General features: G+C 43.2%; 18 protein-coding genes. 7 read left to right on the top strand and 11 right to left on the bottom strand.

Features of this window, described 5'->3' with window-relative positions; all coding sequences use genetic code 11:
* Window positions 1–2,355, top strand: a 2,355-nt coding sequence (locus ACP7AE_RS06940; RefSeq protein ID WP_426242146.1) for a hypothetical protein, incomplete at its 5' end; no start/stop codon positions are given.
* 157 nt (window positions 2,356–2,512) lie between these two features.
* Here the strand turns inward: ACP7AE_RS06940 and purC are convergent.
* From purC to dapA, 3 genes are all read right to left on the bottom strand, one after another.
* Window positions 2,513–3,226: a phosphoribosylaminoimidazolesuccinocarboxamide synthase gene (gene purC, locus ACP7AE_RS06935; protein ID WP_426242144.1), complete on the bottom strand. Its 714-nt coding sequence runs from the start codon at window positions 3,224–3,226 to the stop codon at window positions 2,513–2,515.
* A gap of 130 nt (window positions 3,227–3,356) precedes the next feature.
* Entirely contained in the window at window positions 3,357–3,671 is a 315-nt protein-coding gene (locus ACP7AE_RS06930; RefSeq protein WP_227685480.1) for a hypothetical protein, read from the bottom strand.
* Between the two features lie 35 nt (window positions 3,672–3,706).
* Entirely contained in the window at window positions 3,707–4,612 is a 906-nt protein-coding gene (dapA, locus tag ACP7AE_RS06925) for a 4-hydroxy-tetrahydrodipicolinate synthase (protein ID WP_201580752.1), read from the bottom strand.
* A gap of 45 nt (window positions 4,613–4,657) precedes the next feature.
* Between dapA and ACP7AE_RS06920 the strand changes: the two genes are divergently transcribed.
* On the top strand, window positions 4,658–4,960 hold the full coding sequence (locus ACP7AE_RS06920) for a hypothetical protein (protein ID WP_424517522.1): 303 nt from the start codon (window positions 4,658–4,660) through the stop codon (window positions 4,958–4,960).
* Window positions 4,961–5,050: 90 nt separating this feature from the next.
* Here the strand turns inward: ACP7AE_RS06920 and ACP7AE_RS06915 are convergent, their stop codons facing one another.
* Both ACP7AE_RS06915 and ACP7AE_RS06910 read right to left on the bottom strand, forming a co-directional pair.
* Window positions 5,051–6,259 carry a hypothetical protein gene (locus ACP7AE_RS06915; protein WP_426242142.1) on the bottom strand — a complete coding sequence of 403 codons (1,209 nt, stop codon included), beginning with the start codon at window positions 6,257–6,259 and terminating at the stop codon, window positions 5,051–5,053.
* Between the two features lie 252 nt (window positions 6,260–6,511).
* Window positions 6,512–7,876 carry a Do family serine endopeptidase gene (locus tag ACP7AE_RS06910; RefSeq protein ID WP_374220445.1) on the bottom strand — a complete coding sequence of 455 codons (1,365 nt, stop codon included), beginning with the start codon at window positions 7,874–7,876 and terminating at the stop codon, window positions 6,512–6,514.
* A gap of 972 nt (window positions 7,877–8,848) precedes the next feature.
* Between ACP7AE_RS06910 and ACP7AE_RS06905 the strand changes: the two genes are divergently transcribed.
* Entirely contained in the window at window positions 8,849–11,236 is a 2,388-nt protein-coding gene (locus tag ACP7AE_RS06905) for a cation:proton antiporter (RefSeq protein ID WP_426242140.1), read from the top strand.
* 150 nt (window positions 11,237–11,386) lie between these two features.
* Here ACP7AE_RS06905 and tmk read toward each other — a convergent pair whose 3' ends face one another.
* Window positions 11,387–12,112, bottom strand: coding sequence for a dTMP kinase (gene tmk, locus ACP7AE_RS06900; protein ID WP_426242138.1), 726 nt, complete (start codon window positions 12,110–12,112; stop codon window positions 11,387–11,389).
* A 98-nt stretch (window positions 12,113–12,210) separates the two neighbouring features.
* A complete protein-coding gene (mltG, locus tag ACP7AE_RS06895) occupies window positions 12,211–13,503 on the bottom strand; it encodes an endolytic transglycosylase MltG (RefSeq protein WP_426242136.1) in 1,293 nt (430 codons plus the stop codon).
* A gap of 167 nt (window positions 13,504–13,670) precedes the next feature.
* On the opposite strand from mltG, the gene ACP7AE_RS06890 reads away from it, so the two are divergent.
* On the top strand, window positions 13,671–14,435 hold the full coding sequence (locus ACP7AE_RS06890) for a DpnI domain-containing protein (RefSeq protein ID WP_201539455.1): 765 nt from the start codon (window positions 13,671–13,673) through the stop codon (window positions 14,433–14,435).
* Here ACP7AE_RS06890 and ACP7AE_RS06885 read toward each other — a convergent pair.
* Window positions 14,427–14,993: a hypothetical protein gene (locus ACP7AE_RS06885; protein WP_201539454.1), complete on the bottom strand. Its 567-nt coding sequence runs from the start codon at window positions 14,991–14,993 to the stop codon at window positions 14,427–14,429. The genes ACP7AE_RS06890 and ACP7AE_RS06885 overlap by 9 nt on opposite strands.
* A gap of 155 nt (window positions 14,994–15,148) precedes the next feature.
* Here ACP7AE_RS06885 and ACP7AE_RS06880 point away from each other — a divergent pair, with 155 nt between their 5' ends.
* On the top strand, window positions 15,149–15,346 hold the full coding sequence (locus ACP7AE_RS06880) for a DpnD/PcfM family protein (protein ID WP_228244480.1): 198 nt from the start codon (window positions 15,149–15,151) through the stop codon (window positions 15,344–15,346).
* 6 nt (window positions 15,347–15,352) lie between these two features.
* Here ACP7AE_RS06880 and ACP7AE_RS06875 read toward each other — a convergent pair whose 3' ends face one another.
* Window positions 15,353–16,327, bottom strand: coding sequence for an aminotransferase class IV (locus ACP7AE_RS06875; RefSeq protein ID WP_426242133.1), 975 nt, complete (start codon window positions 16,325–16,327; stop codon window positions 15,353–15,355).
* A gap of 15 nt (window positions 16,328–16,342) precedes the next feature.
* A complete protein-coding gene (locus ACP7AE_RS06870; protein WP_270896671.1) occupies window positions 16,343–17,011 on the bottom strand; it encodes a hypothetical protein in 669 nt (222 codons plus the stop codon).
* A 444-nt stretch (window positions 17,012–17,455) separates the two neighbouring features.
* Here ACP7AE_RS06870 and aroE point away from each other — a divergent pair, with 444 nt between their 5' ends.
* Complete coding sequence (gene aroE / locus ACP7AE_RS06865) at window positions 17,456–18,316, top strand: shikimate dehydrogenase (RefSeq protein ID WP_238034402.1); 861 nt, start codon at window positions 17,456–17,458, stop codon at window positions 18,314–18,316.
* Between the two features lie 95 nt (window positions 18,317–18,411).
* Here the strand turns inward: aroE and ACP7AE_RS06860 are convergent, their stop codons facing one another.
* Complete coding sequence (locus tag ACP7AE_RS06860; RefSeq protein WP_426242131.1) at window positions 18,412–19,539, bottom strand: FUSC family protein; 1,128 nt, start codon at window positions 19,537–19,539, stop codon at window positions 18,412–18,414.
* 398 nt (window positions 19,540–19,937) lie between these two features.
* Here ACP7AE_RS06860 and ACP7AE_RS06855 point away from each other — a divergent pair, with 398 nt between their 5' ends.
* Complete coding sequence (locus ACP7AE_RS06855; protein WP_426242129.1) at window positions 19,938–21,758, top strand: acyl-CoA dehydrogenase C-terminal domain-containing protein; 1,821 nt, start codon at window positions 19,938–19,940, stop codon at window positions 21,756–21,758.
* Window positions 21,759–21,866 lie beyond the last annotated feature (108 nt).

The raw sequence follows: 21,866 nt of genomic DNA, 5'->3' as shown, positions 1-21,866 counted from the left end.
GTTAAGCCAGAAGTTAAGCCAGAAGTTAAGCCAGAAGTTAAGCCAGAAGTTAAGCCAGAAGTTAAGCCAGAAGTTAAGCCAGAAGTTAAGCCAGAAGTTAAGCCAGAAGTTAAGCCAGAAACCAGTATTCCGGCAACCCCGCTTGAGCCAAGCAAACCGACTACTTCGGAAATCATTCCACCGACAGTGATTTTGCCTATTGATCCGCCACCATATGTGCCACCAGTAGTGAAACCAGAAATTATTTTTCCAATTCCTAAACCAGAAATTGTTCCGCCCTCAGTTATTCTGCCAGCACCTGAGCAACGTGAACTGCTGCAGAATTTGCGTTTTGCAGATGATGGTGCAACTGAACTTGATAAAAAGCAGTTTGGCTTAGAGAGTTGGAATCCTAGAGCGATCGCTGCTAGAAACGGTCTTTTATATATTGCCAACGATACTGGAACGGCTAATATTTTGCGTTATGACTTAAATACTAAAAATGTTTTGGCACCTATTCAACCAGAAACTATAAGTGGTATTGGGCAGTCTTGGAATCGGTTGACGGATATTAGTATTTATAAAGATCGTTTATATACTTCTTCTTTGTCCTCAAATCGAGTCGATATCTTTGATATTGCTACCGGTGAAGCACAGTTGGTGATGTCTCTAGGTACAGGTTCATGGTCAGGTGACCAAGAAAATCTTGCGGTGGTTCATCCAATTTCTGTCGCTGCAAACGATCAGTATGTTTTTGCGGCGGATACACACAATCGTATTAACGTCTGGAAACAAAGCGATGTTGTACCTGGTAATACACTAAAAGCTAAGAAGCATGCGCGTTTGTCTTTACCAAACTGCGGTAATATTTATTGTAATGTACGTTTAGAAGCGGTTGGTGATTTACTATATGCAAGCTTCGATAATGGTCAAGTGTATGTATATGATGTCTCGACGATTCAACAAGAGGCAACCGGAAACGATATTGTCCCTTTAAAACAAACCAATCCGGGTATCAACATCTTTAATACCGCCGATGATGGTTTATTCTATGGCTCACGTAACAGTGGACATGTAGAAAGCTTCAAACCAGAAGAGCTAAGAGGCGCAGTAAACTTCCTCCCTAAGGCACAAGACAGTTTTAAAGCCTACCGTTTAGAAGGCAGTAGCACTAATGCCAACCTAAACAAAGCCACGGATATGGTAGTCAATAAAGAGAAGGTTTTACAGTTAAGTAACGGCAAAGTAACGATATTACCGATACAAACTATTCAACAATATCGGTCGAATCAAACCGGTTATGTTACCCAATTGCAGCAGGCTGCGGCGTTGAGCCAAACCTATATGTTACAAGATGGCGAAGATTGGGATACTTTAACCAACTCTAACTTACGCTATTTTAAAATCAGTAATATTTTATCAGCGACTGTTAATAGAAATAATATTCAGCTTCAGAGTTACAGTGCTGCTGCCGTCAGTAATTTAGACATCCAAGCCAAATTAAAAGGTACTGATCAATGGTTCACTATCGCGCATTTGGATCAATTAGCGCCATTTAGTCAGACCAAGCTTACTTTGGAGATCAGTGATCAAAATCGTTATCCATTAGTAGACGATAAAGGCTCTATTCAATTAGCAGGCTTAAACCAATTTAAGCAGCTGCCGCTTGATTTATTAGACATTAAAGTGGCATCGAAGACAGATGCGCTTGTACAAAAGCTGGCTACGATCAAACCTAAATGGGGTATCTCCTTCGGTAAATATTCTCGCAATGATGGGCAGTGGGAGAAAGTTAATCCCGTCTATGCACGTGAGTGGGTCATTATGATGACCAATTTTTCTTACCTTGTCAGCAGCCCTGAATTTGAAAAAGTTTGGTTTGACCAGAAAAAAGCCATAGGCAGTGATTTCTTTGGCAATGCAGGTCCAATTGTTGGTGAGGGTGGCTATTATACGCCACAACAATATACCCAGTATTTTAATCAAATAATGAATCGTGGTGATATTCGCTTAGGGATTACTACCATCGGTGGCGGTTTAGGCGGTGGAGATATATTAGGTATCGATACTTGGTATTTCTATTCACATTATTTCAATGCTGACATCGGTGTGATTGGTCATGAGTTTGGTCATCATTGGGGCAGTCATGATAGTGCTTGGGCAAACTATAACGTCGGTATGCAAGCTATCACCTTGCAATTACATCAATATTTCCAACGTAAACAGCAGCTGCCGTATATGGATCCTGAACTCAATAAATTCCATAACGCACCGAAAGACCAACTTTATAACGGCATTGTTGAAAACATGCGTCAGCCACGTCCTAGCTCTGATGTGAATAATCTAGAACGATACTTTGCACAAAATCCTCTGTAATTAAATAAATTAAAAAATGAGTCAATACTTGCGTAAGCGGGTGTTGGCTTTTTTATAATCGAATAGGTAGAAAATTTAAGCCAAAAAAACTGAGCACATGGCTCAGTTTTTTGTTTTACGCTAAAGATTGACCTGCAATGCAGTGCCAATCAAATATCTAGCTTAATGGCACACCAATACGGTTAGCCACTTCTTCATAAGCTTCAATGACATCGCCTAATGATTGACGGAAGCGGTCTTTATCCAGCTTCTTCTTAGTCGTCTTGTCCCAAATACGGCAGCCATCTGGTGAAAACTCATCCCCTAAGACGATACGGTCATGGAACACACCAAATTCTAGTTTGAAATCAACCAGTATCAAATCACCTGCTTCGAATAACGCATTTAACACTTCATTTACTTGATGAGTCAACTCTTCCATTCTGGCAAGTTGTGCTTCGGTTGCCCAGCCAAGAGACACAGCAAGTGACTCATTGACCATTGGATCACCCAGTGCATCATCTTTATAAAACAATTCATAAGTAGGCGGCGTCAATGCTTGCCCTTCTTCTAAGCCCAAACGACGAACCAAGCTGCCCGCAGCAAAGTTACGAACCACGCACTCAACTGGAATCATCTCTAAACGCTTGACCAATACTTCATCTTCAGACAATTGCTTTTCAAAATGCGTTTCGATACCAGCATCAGCCAGTTTTTGCATTATGAAAGCGTTAAAACGATTATTAACGACACCTTTGCGTGCTAATTGCTCAATACGCTTACCATCAAGCGCTGAAGTGTCATCACGGAAATGTAAGATCAGCAGGTCGTTGTCTTCAGTTTCATAGACAGATTTGGCTTTGCCTTTATACAGCAGTTGTTGCTTTTGCATTATGGGAGTTCCTGTTCGTTCAAGCTTATGTGGTAAAAACGCGCAGCGACCGCTGATTTTTGTATGACAGAATGAATAATATTTACATTAATCACTGTAAAATGTCAGCGGTATAAATAAGGAAATAGCTTTAATTCGAAGGACTACTGACAGCGCGCTCAGGCTTCGGTAGCTGGTACTGATTACCTGATTCGTTCTGTAATTTCAGCGTATTTGCACCAGCATTAGGAGTTGCATACAAAGGTACAAAAGGAGCTGGTTCTTTGTTAGCAGGCAGCTCGATTGGCACAAGCTTCTTGCTTTGCTGATATTCTAAGCTACCATTGTCACGCTTACCAAGTAAGTTTTTAGCACTTTGGCAACCGCTCAATACTAAGGTACTTCCCAATATTAAGGTCAGCAGCGCAGGGAATATTTTTGCAGTCGGTGATGATGTTTTCATCATATTATCTCTCTGAGTTAGCATTTACACGCATCATTTTATAATAAGTTCGCACGCACCAAGGCTTCATCAATAGTGGCATGATGTTGTTCAGCCAACCATACCAAAGGCAGACGAATACCAGTATCTATCATACCCATTTTATGAAGCGCATATTTTGCTGGGATAGGACTTGACTCAATGAACAAGTCACGGTGTAAATGCTTGACCACATCATGGACTTTATGAGCCGCATCAAAATCACCACGAAGCGCCGCTGTAAAAGTCTCGCTCATCGCTTTCGGGGCGACGTTGGCAGTAACTGAGATATTACCTTTACCACCAAATGTCATCAAATCAAGCGCCGTACTGTCATCGCCAGATAGCACGACGATTCTATCGCCAACTGCTTTGATCAATTGCTCACCGCGAGCAATAGAGCCTGTGGCATCTTTAATCGCGACGATATTATCGATATCAGCCAGACGTTCTACAGTCTCTTGTGCAATATCAACGACCGTACGTCCTGGCACATTATAGAGCATCTGCGGAATATTCACCGCGCGCGCGATAGCCTTATAATGTTGGTATAAGCCTTCTTGTGGCGGCTTGTTATAATAAGGCGCAACCAATAACGCACAATCTGCACCAGCGTCGGCAGCATCTTGGGTCAGCTTAATGGCTTCCATCGTATTATTGGCACCTGTTCCAGCAATCACTGGTACACGACCTTTGACATGCTGAACAAAGTAGCGAATAACATCGCTGTGCTCTTGCATAGATAGGGTCGCTGACTCGCCAGTAGTACCAACGGCAACGAGACAATGCGTGCCTTGCTCAATCTGCCAATCTATGAGATCCGCCAGACGTTTATAATCAACCGTGCCGTCAGGATGCATGGGCGTTACCAAGGCTACCATTGAGCCTTGTAGTCGGGTTTTTATCTCATCGTATGCTGTGCTCATAACCGTGCCTTACTGTATTATCCTAGCTTTTTTCAAAGCTGTCACATGATAGGTCGTTGGCAAGTGTCAATGATTACGTCTACGCCTGCACTCATATTGTGTACATTCATAGGCAACATTGGCAATATCTTGCTTGATATTAATGCTGAGTATTTTTTATTATCAATCTTTTTCTATGATAAAAGCGTTCGCAATATAGGTGCCCAAAGCCGTCTTGGCCTTATTTTTGCCAATGACCGACAACGCTTATTTAATACTAAAAATAGAATAATAAAAACGCCTGCTAGTGTAGCATATTTTGATTTGACCGCTATCAATCAATTAACGTTCAATCAATTGAATTGCTGACATGCCATTACAACCTACAAACCAACAGCCTTATTATTCAACTCTCAGTTTAGCGCAATGAACCAGCGCTGATAAGTCTTTTGAGTCATGTTAACGAATCGTCAACACATCGATAGTGGGGCGATACAAGCGAAAAGGCAGCCCTCGTGTGCCAATACCGCTACTGACAAATATCTGCGCACTGCCATGTTGGTATAAACCCCGCTGCTTGCCCATGCGGCTATTATTCAACAGGGTTGACTGCTCGCTACTACGCTCAATATTTTTTTGTTTTTGTGCCAACCATATATTTTTTTGAATCGCCTTTGCTGCACCAGTAATCAATAGTGGTCGTGGCTGTAAGGATTTTGGCAAATCGCTAATACTATCAAATCGTGAAGCCAAGATGATGACGGGCTTCGTGGTATTAGCAATTTCAGCACCAAGTGCGGCTTTATCAGACGCATTTGCCTCTTCAATATCAGCAAACTGTTTAGGAACATCTTGCCAGCCGCAAAGCACGGCGACGGTTGGGCTATTTTCCAAATTTTGCTGTCTAAAACCCTCTTTATTATTTTTAGAATAACTCGCACTGGGCATTACTGGAAGCGCATTAGTAGCCCCAGTACATTTAAGTGGCAGCGAGGTACACTGTTGACCAATATAGCTAATATCGAGTACATCAAAGGCACTAGACAACGTATCTTCTAATAGCGGCTGTCCTTGCTTGGTCGTATTAATCGATTGATAACGCAAGTCTGAGGTACTCATCACTGTATAAATAGGCTTATTAACCCCTTTAAACAACATGAGCTGACCCACTAAATCAGCACTTGGGTAATACAACCAGTCGCCCGTAATCAGCACCGCATCTGCTGGTAACGCATTGATGGTAGCAACCAGTTTACGAATATGACGCGGCTTGCCGCTATACAAGCCTATGCGTAAATCAGCCAATACGGCAACCGTCAACGGTGTGGATAAATCTAAGTCGATTGCATGATGATCTAAACGTAAACGATTGGGTTGTATCACCACGGTATAAAAATAGAACCCCATTGCAAATACGGCCACTAGCACGAGTGTCAGTGATAGCTGCGGCAGTATCGGCAACATTTCTTGCGACCAACCTATCACCAACAGCAAAGCCCAAACGGGCATAGTATAGGCAGCATAATATAGTGCCAACTTCAACCAAATACGCATAAAACGTTTGGTAGGATTGGCATTGAACGTTTGTAATCCTGACCACAGTATAATATACGCAAGCAATACTGCTGTCGTAGAGATACTTAGGATATAAAGAGCATGGTCAGTCATAATTACCTGATGGTTACGAGAGAGTATGAGCCTAGCAACTGGCTTACCCTATATTAGAACGTATAGAGCGATAAATAAATCGCTCCATGAATAAGTTAGTGACAGTGTTAGATTATTTTAAGTCATGGTTAAAAAAATCAGCCATTATAGGGGTCGAGCTCTATCATAGACAAGTAGAATTATTGACGCGCCTGTTATGCCATGCTCAATTGCTGCCCCGACTACCCATTACTCCTACCAAGCTATCAAAGCTTACTCAATACGTAAACCAATGATCGCGGGAATACCTTGGCGGATAATTTCAATGGTCACTACGCCTTTTTTGGGCAATGATGAAATCGCGCTTGAAAAATCTGTGACCTTTTTAATTGGCTTTTGGTGAAAATTGGTAATCACATCACCTGCCAATAGACCTGAGCGCGCCGCCAATCCCGTTGGGTCAACTGTGGTGACCAAAATACCCGTCTTATTGTCCACTGCGATTTCTGCTTGCTCATCAGCGGTCAAGTTACGTAAACGCAAGCCTAACTGCACCTCATCATTCTGCTGATCGCCGCCTTGTGCTCTCACATCATTGGGCGCATAAGTGAGTTTGCCGCTGATGGTCATCTGCTTACCGTTACGCTGAATCTGTGCGCGGAAGCTATCGCTCGGTTTGGCACGATTGAGCAAGTTTAATAAATCTGAGGCGCGCATAATTTGCACCTCATTATATTGCAAAATGATATCGCCAGGTTTTAGACCAGCTTTTTGTGCAGGTGAGTCTGGTGATACTCTTGTCAGTAGTGCACCTTGAGGACGATCTAGGTTATAAGCTTCTGCTAAATTGCGATCGATGTCTTGCGGATAAATACCTAAATAAGCACGCACCACTTCGCCATCGGTTTTTAGCTGCTCGTAAATATCCATCGCCGCATCAATCGGAATGGAAAACGACAGACCCATATAACCACCAGTACCACTAAAGATACGCGAATTAATACCAATCACTTCACCGCGCTGATTAAATAGTGGACCGCCTGAGTTACCCGGGTTCAATGCCACGTCTGTTTGGATAAATGGCACGCTGGTATCGCGTGAAAAACTGCGTGATTTAGCACTGACAATGCCCGCCGATGCTGAGTAATCAAAACCAAATGGCGAACCAATGGCTAGCACTGGTTCCCCTACTTTCAGAGCATTCGAGTCGCCAATAGGCAAAGCAGGAAATTGGTTACCCGAGACTTTTAGCACTGCCACATCAGAGCGCTCATCACTACCAACCAAGGTTGCATCAAGCTCCGTTCTATCGTTAAGAGTGACAGTGATTTTATCAGCGCCCTCCACCACATGATGGTTGGTTAGCATATAACCATCAGCTGTGACAAAAAAAGCCGTGCCATAAGCATGCTCAATCGCTGGCGTGGCAGCCTGATCAGGAATACGTAAACGATCACCAAAGAACTGCCGCAACAATTCGGCTGTTTGGGCTTTGGCAAGCTCAGCCTCGCTGACGGTCTTGGTGACATTTACGCGGGCAACGGCTGGGGTAACTTGCTGCACTAAGTCAGAAAAATCCGCCGTGGTGACGACAGCTTGGGCGCTCGCCATGGCGGTGGCAGTGACGCCAGTAACCATCGAGGTACTGACAGCAAGCACCAGCGCACTACGTTTTAACCAATGCGGCACATAAAACTTAGATTGCGCTGTAAGCATATTGATAGGCATGTTGTCCTCCATATAAGTAATCGTTGTTATTTTTAGTGGTTATGTTTTGGCTACTATCGCTAGTGAGGCGTATACGATGTTTTAATTTTAACCAAGTCCGTATATGACAAACGTTGCATCGGCACTTAATGTTATGACAGCCAACCTTTTTAGTCACTATCTAGTCGTTTATTAGATTACTGTTTTTTATACCCTTATGCCATCGACCATTCGCCTTTCCTTCTACAAAAACCCCAAAACAATGATAATCCTCGCTAGGTGCATGATAAAGACAGCTACTGTATGATAAGTCATCGTGCTGCTTTGTCATTATTCCGATCATGTAGGATAACCCAAGGCGCGATTATTTAACCCAGTTATTGTATGTTTTTACCGCTGCCTACTGATATCGTGCTAGATACGGCCTTGCTCAGCGTGAAATAAAAGCATGTTATGATAGCAAGCCAAATAACTTTTTAAGCAAACTAAAGTCTACAAATAATCATTATTGACTATTGTTTTATAAAGCTGGCTATTACCACCCTTATTTTTCATCTTTTGCATCACTAGAATAATGAGATGGTCGATTCAAGATAAATGGATAAAAAAAGTCGCGTGACAGTACTATCAATAATAGACTGAGCGAGCTTGATGCCATATACGATTGATATGAGATTGACGATTTTTTCTAGCAATGCTTTTGTCTTTACTACTCTATAGTAGTTATATCATATCTGGCTCATGTTGTGATTCATGATGGATACCATTGTCGTCGCTTACGTTTTATAGAGATGTGTCTCTATAGCGAGTAGCGTCAACTTATTACTATACTACTGGCAACCGCGACTCTAAAAAAGCGGTTGATAGCTATAAAATACGACAAGATTATAAAAGGATCAATTTATGGATACCGCCCTATTATTATCTGGCGTGGTTGGGATTGGCATTGCTGCCCAATGGTTGGCTTGGTATTTAAAGCAACCGTCCATTTTATTTTTATTACTGATTGGCATTATCGTGGGCCCAGTGCTGGGAGTCTTCGATCCTGACTTGGTGCTGGGAGAGCTGATGTTTCCCTTCATCTCTTTGGGCGTGGCGATTATCCTATTTGAAGGCTCGCTGACGTTAGAGTTTGACGAGATTAAACAGCATGGCACCGTGGTGCAAATGCTGGTGTCGGTCGGTGTACTTATCACCATTGCTATCGTGGCGTTATCGACTTATCTCTTATTCGATGTCGATCCACTGATTGCTTTGCTGTTCGGTGCGCTCGTGTGCGTCACGGGTCCAACGGTGATTATGCCGCTATTACGTAGTGTGCGTCCCAATAAGACGATCTCTAATATCCTCAAATGGGAAGGTATCATCATTGACCCAATCGGCGCTATTGCCGTGGTTTTGGTCTATGAATACATCATCTCAGGCGGCGAAGCCAGCAGTATCTTATTGTTTGCTAAAATCGTGGTATTAGCGACAGCGATGGGTATGGCAGGCGCTTGGCTGCTTGCCTTCTTGATGCGTCGGCATATGATTCCTGAATTTTTACGCAATGTCTTTACGCTCGCCTTTGTCTTGGTGTTATTTTCAGTATCGAACCATTTAGAGCATGAGTCTGGGCTATTGACAGTCACCGTATTGGGCGTGGCATTGGCGAATTGGCCAAAATTCCCACGCGATACGATTTTAGAGTTCAATGAATCTTTAACCATCCTTCTTATCTCTGTGCTGTTTATTATCCTTGCAGCACGTGTAGAGCTGGAAAGCTTACTTAGCGTTGGTTTCGCAGGTCTGGTGTTACTTGCTATCGTCATGTTTGTGGCGCGACCCTTATCCGTTTGGGCATCGTCTATTGGCTCAAACTTAAAGACCAATGAAAAGCTGATGATTAGTTGGATTGGGCCACGTGGTATCGTCGCTGCAGCTATCTCATCACTGTTTGCTATTCGTCTGCAAGAGTACGATATCCAAGGTGTTGAACTACTCGTACCCTTAGTATTTATGGTCATTATTGGCACGGTTATGATTCAGGGCTTGGGGGCAAAAATAGTCGGCAACTTGCTGGGTGTCCGTGAGCCTGAGACCAATGGTATTCTTATTGTCGGCTCAAATCCCATTGCGCTTTTGGTAGCAACTTCTCTAAAAGATCAAGGCTTTGATGTCATCGTCGCACACAACAACTATACCAATATTGCCCGCGCACGCATGAGTGGTCTGCGTACTTATTTTGGCAATCCCATCTCTGATCATGCCGATCATCATCTTGACCTGATCGGTATCGGTCGGCTGTTTGCCATGAGTATGGACAAAGAGATGAATACCTTGTCTGAAATTCATTATCGTCATGAATTTGGTGAGCGTAAATTGTACCGTCTCAAGTTCAGCGACGAAAAGGTCAAAAGCGAGCGCGATGATAAGCAAGGCAATTTCCACTCGCAGTGGCTGTTTGGCAAAGACGTCACCTATACCAAACTTGCCAGCATGCTGTCAAAAAAAGCCCGTATCAAGATTACCAACATTACTGACAGCTACAGCTTTGAGCAATACAAAGCCGACAATAAGCAATTCGTGCCGCTGTATACAATCGACAAAGAAGGCAAGCTACACGTCATTACCGATAAGTTTGATGGTATCGTACCACGCGATCGCAAGCTCATCTCACTGGTAGTGGAAGATGAAGTACAGCCAAAACCTGTCGACGTGACACCTAAACAAGAGCAGGCGCGACTGGCAGCTGATGCTAACTTTGAGTCCAGCTCAAAAGCACCTGAAAAGCGTAAAGAAAAAGAGCTGAGCGATGATAGTGTTGATACAACAGAACAATCCACTGCCACTGAGAGCGACAGCGCTAAAGAAATAATTGCTGAGCAGGCAATCACTGAGCAGAAAGTCGCTGAGCAAAATGCAGATAATGAAATATCAAACCATTCGAGCAGCAGTGGTGGAACTAAAACCACGCCAGACACCTTGAATGACAAAGTAATAACCTCAAAAGATGAGTCTATTGACGTCGTTAATAAAGGCGTCATGTCAGCCAACTCGACAGCGACTTCGAAGGCAATTCCTAAAAATAAAGTGTCTAGCAACAGTAGTACGAATGGTAATGGCAACGCACCTAAAACTAAGAAAGGCGCGCTTGATCCAAATCGTCTACCCGACTCTGGTCAAGATAATACAACCAATGCAAGCTCTGATGTCGATATTACTAAAGGCGATATCACTAAAGACAATATTAACAAAGGCAATATTCAAGAAATTTCAGATAATAAAGCGGTGAATAGACAGGATAAATGATCATTGCCACAGCTTTAATTCAACACAGTTTTGACAATATCTTGATGACTGTTTTGATACTTTATAAAATATCATAGTTTATAAATCACAAAAGCCCCAATGCAATGTTGGGGCTTTTTATTTGGCTAGGTGATGGCTTTATAAAATCCGTTACGAAACATCAAATCTGCCTTGTACCGCCTGCCATACTCGCGCGCTCACCTCATCGGCTGTGCCTGATGCGTCAATGCGCTGTATCCGTTCGGGGTGCTGAGTCACCAGCGTGTTAAAGCCTTTATGCACCCAAGTAAAAAATTCGGTCGCTTGCTGCTCAAATCTATCAGCGGCGCTACGTTTATTAGCGCGTGCCATGCCTTCTAATACGGGCAAATCCAGCCACAATGTCAGCTCAGGTAGTTGCGGCACAAACTGCTCGATAAGCGATTCAATTTTGGCTCGTACCACCGCATCGCCATGTGCCCGCCCAAAGCCCTGATAAGCAATGGTAGAATCGGTAAAACGGTCGCATATTACCCACGTCCCACGTTGCAGCGCTGGCAAAATCACTTGCTGCATGTGGTCGCAGCGCGCCGCAAATAGTAGTAATAGCTCTGTATCATCATTAATATCGGTCGCAGGGTCCAACAATATAGCGCGCAAACGTTCTGCAAACGGGCTACCACCCGGCTCACGGGTACGCAGATACGCAATATTGTTATCGTCTAAGCGTGTGCACAGCTGCTCAATGGCAGTCGTTTTGCCTACGCCTTCAGTACCTTCAAAACTGATAAAGCGCCCTTGATTAAGTGCGATATCATTGATGTCATTGCTTGCTTTGGGCTGACTTGCTTGCGACTGGACTGTTTGAGATACATGGTCTTGTATAGATGCTGACATGATATGACCTTATGTCATTGATGAGCGTTATGTCGTTATGTAGACAGTTGTATAACGCTCAGTTCACGATAGGTTTTGAAAAAAGATAGAGGATTGAATTACTGCGGCGGGGTTTGTGATTTTTTTTCACGCATGACGCCGAGATATTCTTTTACCGCTTGATTGTGCGCCGCCAAGCTATTGGTAAATTTGTGCCCGCCATTACCTGTCGCCACAAAGTACAATGCGTCACTATCTGCTGGATGCAAGGTCGCTTCGATAGAGGCAGCCGATGGTAGCGCGATAGGTGTTGGCGGTAGGCCATCCATTTGATAGGTGTTATAAGCCGTTTTTTCATCAATGTCTTTGCGGCGAATGTTGCCTTCATAGCGACTGCCCATACCATAGATGATGGTCGGATCGGTCTGCATTCGCATGCCTTTATCTAAGCGATTTCTAAACACCGCAGAGACCAAAGGACGCTCTTCTGCCACACTGGTTTCTTTTTCGATAATAGAGGCCATCACTAACGCCTCATAAGGCGTCTTATAAGGTAAATTGGGCGCACGATTTTCCCACGCCTCAGTCAATACTTGCTGTTGACGCTTATATAAATCGGTCAGTACCTGCTTATCAGTGCTACCTTCACCATAGTAATAAGTGTCAGGGGCAAACCAACCTTCAAGATTGTGATTGACGATAGGGTCGTTACTATTGATCACTTCATTTGGCAATATACCGACCAAATCCAACGCTTGAGCAATACCAGCATTGTCTCTATCATTGCCACTATCGTCAGTCAGCACCTCTTTTTTGATGCCTTTATTATCCCGTAATGTTTGATATAAATCTTTAGAGGTTTTGCCTTCAATGATTTGCACTTTTACCATCGATGCTTTTACCCCTTGCCCAAGTATATGTAGCGTTTCAGCAAAGGTAGGGTTTTCTGGTAATTGATAAATACCAGCATGTAAGGGGCCATCGACTTGTGTTTTCATATAGAGCTTGGCAATCGTGGCAGAGAACAGCGGGATTTGCTGTTGCCACTGCGGCAGTAAGCCGTAATAGCTCTGACCCTGCTCAATGGTGACCATTTGCTTTGGCTGCTCAATCCGCCCAAACAATGTCTGATAGACCATCACTAAGAAAAACGCAGCGATAAGCCCCAACACTAGCAACACTTGATAACCACGCTGCATAAAGAACGATTGATTATCCGCTTTATATTCGCGTGGCTTAGCCGCTCCACTGATGAGTGACACATCTGTCGCTGGCGTTTCCTCTACCCCATCAACTGCTGGTTGCGTGTCCGGTAGTGTGGTATCGACACGCTCCTCAACACTGCTATCTGGTTTATTCGATGGCGTTTCATTAGGGCGTTCAGGAGGCGTTTCAGATGTAGGCTTGCTCATGGCAACTCGCGAGGCAGAAGTTTGCTAGAATTTAGCACTGAACCGTGCGATTTTCAATGGTATTTGCTTAGCTTATGAATTATCTTGGTATTTACGCCTGCTGATATGGGCTAATATTTCTACCTTCTTTTGTTGTTTTTCCTTTTCTCTAATAACGAAAACTGGTTATGAACCTACATTTTAATCAAAGTCTCGCTGCAAACTACAAATCCGAACCTCAAAAAATTCGTGTATTAAGCGAGGATTGGGTTGCTAAGCAAAGTTACTGCCCTAATTGCGATGCTGAACCATTGGCGGAATTTACTAACAATAAGCCTGTCGCTGACTTTTATTGTGCAAATTGTAATGAGCAATATGAGCTAAAAAGTAAGCAAGCAAAGTTAAGCAATATTATCAATGATGGCGCTTATGACACCATGATTGAGCGTATCAGTAGCGACAATAATCCTAACTTTTTCTTTTTAACCTATTCTCAAGAATATAGCGTTAACAACTTCCTGATTATTCCTAAGCATTTTTTTAAGCCTGATATGATTGTTAAACGTAAGCCTTTATCAGTCACTGCCAAACGTGCCGGTTGGGTTGGTTGCAATATTGATTTACGACAAGTGCCCGAATCAGGCAAAGTATTTTTGGTGAAAAACCAGCAAGTCATACCACGCGATAATGTCACCGAGCAATTTCAAAAAACCTTGTTTTTACGCGAGCAATCTACGACCTCACGTGGTTGGACGTTAGATGTTTGGCAATGTATTGATAAACTGAACGTTAATTTTTCTCTCAATCAGGTTTATGCTTTTGCTGAACTATTAAAGCTTAAGCATCCCGAAAACAATCATATTAAAGATAAAATTCGTCAGCAGCTACAAGTGTTACGTGATAGAGGCATTATTGAATTTATCGGTCGCGGGCATTATCGAAAATTATATTAAACGTTTCTCATTGAAGCGTTCAGGTCTTGGTTGCCCTTTATTATTACGGTAGACATCTGCAATTAATTCCTCTCTATCGTCCCATAAAGGTAAACGTGCCGTTGCAACTAAACGGCCATGAAACTTATGCGGTGGATACTCTCCATCAATTTCATCATTGATTTTAAAAAAGTGCTCTTCTCGATAATCGACATAAGCGTGCATTCTATTTTTAACATACTTATTCCAATACCAAACTAGCTGTATAGCTGTGCGCGCGGGCTGAGTAAACTGCTTTAAATTGACTGTCAGCGCACGTGTGACTGGTTCATCATTAGGAAAAACTCTAATGCGTTGCTCGATAACTTCTTCTCTTGTTTCTGCATACTCAAACACGCCGCCAAACGCGATAAATTTTTTAAAGTCTTTCAAATACATAACACCGAGCGACAATTCAGTGAATCTTGATAAATGAATAATTTCATCAGGTTGTTTTTTTGCTAATTTGCAAATCTCATCAAAAATTAATAGTCGACGGATTTGTAAAGGTATTCGTTCATCTTCGTAGATGTAGTCCATGGATATCTCTCCTTATCAAAACACTATCATTGATCGATTTTCCTTATCGCACAAGTCTACGTAACAAAAGACGATCACTTCTTTTTAAGCGCCTTTGCTAACCTAGAATATATAAATACTCAGGAAATTTTGATAAGCGTATATCGGGGATAGTAATGATGAAAGTAGATAAAAAACTGAAGAGAGCCTTTCAGATAGAGATTGTCGAGACGTTGAATAATATCGTGGAGGTTAACGCAGAGAACGAGCAAGAAGCACTATTAAAAGCGCAAGATATGTATCACAATGAGGAAGTTATTTTGTACCCAGATGACTTTATTGATACCAAGTTTAATATTTTTAAATACGATTAGAATCGCTCAAAATCTCACCATTTCACCCGATAATAACGTCAGGCTACTCATTGGCATGACACCGCGCAGCGCATTGCAAAAGAATAGCTGGCTTAGTCGTGGCAAATCCTCATCTTTTAATGATCTGATAATGACGGGATGTTTGCTAGTCGATAACGCATCGATAAGCACTTGCCGCATCACGCCAGCGACGCCAGATTTCGCCATGGATGGTGTATACCATTGACCAGTGGTTAGATAGTTTGCATTGTCTTCATAAAGCGGTAGCGTAGACAATTTTTCTGATGACGTTTTTTCTGATGATAGTGTTGATAAAGGCGAGTCTGACAACTGATAGAAGACGTTACTCATCGTACCTTCAACCCAACGACCACTCATATCTCGTAGCAGCCCCTCACTGATGCTGGGTTTGATATTGTCTTCCAATACTTTGGCTTTGATGCTTTGTAGCTCGCCACTTGCCAGCACATTATCAAGGCAATTGAGGCTTTTGAGTCCGGCTAATGGTTGCGGTAAGCAAGCAAGCTGCGAAGATAGGCAAATGGCAGAACTGATAGGCTGCATCGGGATTAAGCATCCATTAGGCAAGCGTAATTGCTCAGTCGTAGTGACGGTCATCGCAGAGGATTTTAGCCAAATCTCACAAGCACTACCAGACGTGGTTGGCACATAGCCATAACCACGGATATCTTGCACGGCGCGAGTCACCATAAGCTTCAGCATGCCTTGTTGTAGTTGCTCGGCATGCGTCCGTATTATAGCCATGATAGAATGACTGTCTAATTCAAGTTGTAAAGCTTCAGCATGGGAAATAAGGCGCTGCTGATGATGAGACAACCACAGTATCTGCCCATCGATGACCCCCATCGTGGTAAAAAAACCATCGCCATATGCCAACCCACGATTGTCTAGCGATACTGTGTCTGAGCTATCCGTCGTAACACTTGATGGATGTATGCATAGCCAATTATTGAACGGCATGATAGCAAGCACAGCTTACTTCTTATCTGTTTGGGCAGCAGATTTATTGATGACTAGCATACAACTGTAGAACTCACATTTTGCCAGTTCTATTTTTTGTCCACCGATGACTTTATTTTTGATAATTTGACCATTAAGCATATCAGAAATCAGTTGTCCGCCCTCATCACCCATCAGTTGGCGGGCAAGCTTATGCGCTTTTTCGGCATGGTTTTGACTTATCTCTTTTTCTTTATCAGAGTCAGTAGGATTGGCAAAGTACCAGCCCAGTTCGAGATATTTTTCAGAATCAATCAGATCCAAATACGGCGCATCGGTATCCATAAAGCGATATTTGGCGGCTGGATTACTGGCATAGTCGAGGCTGTTCTCGTCAGTGCTCATGACCTTGCCAAAAGTCGCTTTGATCTCATCTAAATTATCGACGTTCAGTGACGCTACATTTTTAGTGCCCCATCCCGCAACGTCATATTTCACTTGTGTACCTTGCTGAGCAGTAGCGCCGTCTAAATCGGCGTTCGGCGCAGCATTGTCCTGTACTAGCGCATCGTCAGCGACGCTTTGCTCGCTCATATCGGCATCTTGGTTTTGGGCGTCGTCTTTACTGCTATCACAACCACTGAGCGACACACCGACTGCCATTATCGTACCGACTAAGAGGGTCTGTAGGCTATTATTCCACATGGGCAATTTACTCACACTTTTAGATGATTCTCAAAATAGTATTAACGAGCAGGCAGATAGGCCGCTGATAATGGACATTATATTTTATAAACAAGCGTTCTTATACTTGGTATTGTATGACTCAGTTTGTTATGTCAGTTTCTTATGACTTGGTTTTTGACAGTTCAGTTACTGATAGTTATGCAACTGCCAAAATATCAATATAAAATTTTCATACTCTCTAGTTTACCCAACTGCTTAACACTTGACCACCCTTTACGTTACGGATAACGCTCCCAGACAGTACAGATTTGTTAAAGACATAATCTGTCAAAAAACCTACCTATTCAAGTGTTTACTCGTTAGACCACTGATTTGTCAAATATCGTGTTATCCCTTATGATGATTGTATATCGATGCCCTTCTACTGATCAATTTTTGCCTCTTATCGCAAGCAGACCTATTATGACCCAGCATTTTATCGTTATCGGCAATCCCATTGCCCACAGCAAATCCCCTGAAATTCATACGTTATTTGCAGCGCAGACGGGTATTGAGATTAGCTATCAACGCCAATATTGCCCCGATGATGCAGCCAGTTTTACCGCGGTACTTGAGGCGTTTTTTCAGGGCGGCGGCGTTGGAGCCAACGTCACTGTACCTTTTAAACAAATCGCTTATGACTGCTGCGCGGCGCGCGGTGGTTTATCGGAACATGCCAAGGTTGCAGGCGCAGTCAATACGCTGTTACTAAATAAAGCGCTGGTAAAAAGTGGCGTGCCAATTACTGAGGCATTGTATGGCGATAATAGCGATGGACAAGGACTGGTCAATCACATCGTAAGTTTGGGTTGGCCATTGAATGGTGCACGTGTGGCACTCATTGGTGCAGGCGGCGCAGCACGTGGGGTAATATTGCCATTGATTGAAGCCGGTATCGCACATCTTACGATTGCCAATCGCACGCTGAGCAAGGCAACAGCGTTAGTCATTGAGCTTAGCGCGGCAAGCACTGCTATTCATGAGCAGCAGATTGAAACTTGTCGCACAGCGGATTTAAATGGACAGTTTGATATTATCATCAATGCGACTTCTATTGGTTTATCAGCAGATACGCTACCACTAAGCGACACGCTAAACGGTGACTATGCTTATGACATGATGTACGGACGCCCGCTACCGTTTCTGCAGCATTTTTCTGCGCGTGGCGCACAGATTTCTGATGGTTATGGCATGCTCATCGGGCAAGCAGCGCTAAGTTTTGAGCGTTGGACAGGTCATACGATCGATGTTGCGCAAGCGACCGAAACGCTACACAATCGTTAATCGAAAATTGACATAAAAAAAGTCGCATGAACTTAGCTCATGCGACTTTGATTAATACTTGATTTCAAACGTACTGATGATTTGACACTCATCAATTAGCTAAAGCGCGCCAGCAGCCAGTTTTCGATACGCCGTAGTGGTATGCGTAAGTTGGTCGAATGCATCACTACTCCGCCGCTCAGACCCACCAAGCAGCCAATCACAGTATCAAAAAGGCGCGTGCGAATCACTTCTTGATAGGCGGACTCAGAAAACGGTAGACCACTCCCGTATTCTGCAATAAATATCGTCAGCGGCGTGATAAATATGACTGCCAAACCATAATGTCGATCCACCAACGTCTCGATACAAAGCATCATCGTCAGTATCGCCAGTGCGACACCCCATATTGACAATCCCCAAGACAACATCCAACTCGCCAAAACCACGCCCAATACTGTACCAAGTAAACGATGTATTTGCTTAATCCACATGGTACGCAAATGAATACCTTGGATAATCAAAAAGCAGCTAACTGCTGCCCAATAGGGGTTGGACAGCTGTAAAGTGACGGCGATGAGCAAGACTAAACTGACAAAACTGGCGACAATCACACTTTCAGTAATAGTATCTGGCTCGTAGCTATAAGTAGGCGTCGGCGTTGCTGGGCGCGTCGCCAGTAAAAATAACGAATACAGCAATGCCATCACTAAAGCAAAGCCACTGCCAAGCATCACCAGTCCAGTTGCACGTAAGATGTCTTCCAAAGGCAGCGGTATAAATAGCGCAATAGCGCCTGCCATCATCACAAACAGTCCCGCTGGCGGTGGCTGACGATAATAACGTCCAAAAATCACAATACCAAACGCCATGAGCGTAAATATCGGCAGTTTTAATAGCGGGATTTGCTGAGCAATGAGACCGAGCGCAAAGCACAGCGACATGGCAAAACCCCAAGCCATCACCGTCACCAATCGATACGGCAGCTTGCCCACTAACGGTATATTCAAAATAACCATCGCCCCCAAAGACGCTTTGATACCTGACGATAAAGCATCAAAATAAGCGCCCACAAACACAGGGAAACTGATCGCAATCGCCGCGATAATCGGCATATGCCACGGTCTCTTACTACGGTTCACTGTCAGCAGATGCGCCAGCTCCCCATCAATTAAAGCCTTTATGCGAGCAAATAACGCTGTCAGCCAAGATGCTCGCGTTGCCTTGCGCTTAGATGCGCTCATAATTGGCTTTCCTTATATCGTAAATGCAGTTAAAAAATGTTTTTCTGATACGGTCACATCTATCATTAATAGGTACTTAACCACAGACGCTGATAAAAACCGAATCCATCAATACATAAATTAATGTTTTGATTTAAAATATTAATTATGAATATTAGTTATTAGTTATATATTTGTCGCTATAGAAGATTTATACTGACAGTAACGCCGCGACAGCTGTTTTTTATCAAGGATGCCTTAAAGGCAATCAAAATGGATGAGCTGTTTTTGATAAATCTGAATGACGAGCCGTGATATCGTCTATTCTTACCCCAAATAATTAAACACCCTTTTACATGAAACGTGGCTCAACTACTGAGCTAGCCATTTATGATAGCGAATAACTAAAGAGAGCGACTATGTTAACTTACAAAGCACCTTTACGTGATATCAAGTTTTTAATAAATGATGTTTTCGACTTTCAAACTCATTATAAAGATTTGGATAATGGCGAAAATGCCGATCCTGAAACCGTCGATATGATTCTTCAAGGGATGGCAGATTTTGCTGAAAATGTCTTAGCGCCTTTATATCAACCAGCAGATGCTGAAGGTTGTCATTTTGAAAATGGTGTGGTCACAACCCCTAAAGGCTTTAAAGAAGCTTATGATCAATTTGTAGAAGGCGGCTGGCAAGGTATTTCTTACCCTGAAGAGTACGGCGGTATGAACTTACCGACCTCATTGAACTTAATTAAAGCTGAAATGATCGGTACGGCGAACTGGCCATGGGCAATGTATCCTGGTCTATCAACTGGCTGTATCAATACCATTATGCAATATGGTACCGATGAGCAAAAAGAAACCTACTTGCATAAATTGGTCGAAGGCTCTTGGGCTGGTACCATGTGCTTGACTGAACCGCAATGTGGTACGGATTTGGGTCAAGTTAAGTCTAAAGCCATTCCACAAGATGACGGCTCTTATAAGCTTAGCGGTACTAAGATTTTCATCTCAAGTGGTGAGCATGATTTAACGGAAAACATCGTTCATATTGTTTTAGCACGTTTGCCAAATGCACCAGAAGGCACACGCGGTATCTCATTATTTATCGTACCGAAATTTTTACCAACTACTGAGGGTGAAATTGGCGAGCGTAATGGTGTGACTTGTGGATCGATCGAACACAAAATGGGCATTAGCTCATCGGCTACTTGTGTGTTGAACTTTGATGATGCCGTGGGTTACTTAATTGGTGAGCCGAACAAAGGTCTAAAAGCTATGTTCACCTTTATGAACACAGCCCGTATTGGTACTGGTATCCAAGGTTTGGCGCATACTGAATTGTCATTCCAAAACGCGCTGCCGTATGCAAAAGATCGCCGTTCTATGCGCACCTTATCAGGCACGAAAGAGCCTGAAAAAGTTGCTGATGCCATCATCAACCATGCTGACGTACGTCGTATGCTATTGACCCAAAAAGCCTTTGCCGAAGGCGGTCGCTCGATGATTTATCATTCTGCGCGCTATGCTGATAAAATGGCACAGGGTATCATCAATGGCGATGATGAAGAGTTTGAAAAATGGGATGACAAATTGGGTTTCTACACACCAATCCTAAAAGGCTTCCTAACTGAACTAGGCATTGAAGCGGCCAAACACGGTCAGCAAGTCTATGGCGGTCATGGTTATATCAAAGAATGGGGCATGGAGCTAATTGCTCGTGATGCTCGTATCGCCACCATGTACGAAGGTACAACTGGTATTCAAGCATTGGATTTACTCGGTCGTAAAGTGATCTTGCAGTCTAAAGGCAAAATCATCCGTGATTACACCTCAAGCATCATGAAATGGTGTGGCGAGTATGCGCTTGATAAAGACATGCGTAAATTCGTTTGGGCGCTCACCAAGCTATGTGCTGAGTGGAACACTCTAACCGTGCGCTTGATGCTAATGGCACGTAAAGATCGTGAAATCATCTCTGCTGCATCAGACGATTTCTTGATGTACTCAGGCTATGTCATGATGGGTTATCATTGGGCGCGTATGGCAGCGGTCGCTTATGACAAGCTTGAAACTGGTGGTACTGAATCACCAGAATTCTACAAAGCTAAGATCCAAACGGCTGAATTCTACTTTGATAAGTTGTTACCACGTACCTCGGGGCATGCCGAAGCCATGGTTGCACCAAGTGAAAGCATGACAGCAATGAAGATTGAGAACTTTGCTTTTCTAGACTAAGTTTTTTAGACTAAGATAGCATCACAATTAAGCAGTAATTAATAAAAAAAGCGCCTAGCATGTAGGCGCTTTTTTATGCTTAACTAAAAGTACAGACGTTCTCATTAA

It is taken from the genome of Psychrobacter sp. TWP2-1-2, from assembly GCF_049896785.1.
GTDB lineage: Bacteria > Pseudomonadota > Gammaproteobacteria > Pseudomonadales > Moraxellaceae > Psychrobacter.
The sequence above is the reverse complement of the archived record's forward strand: the minus strand, read 5'-3'. Positions and strand labels throughout refer to the sequence as shown.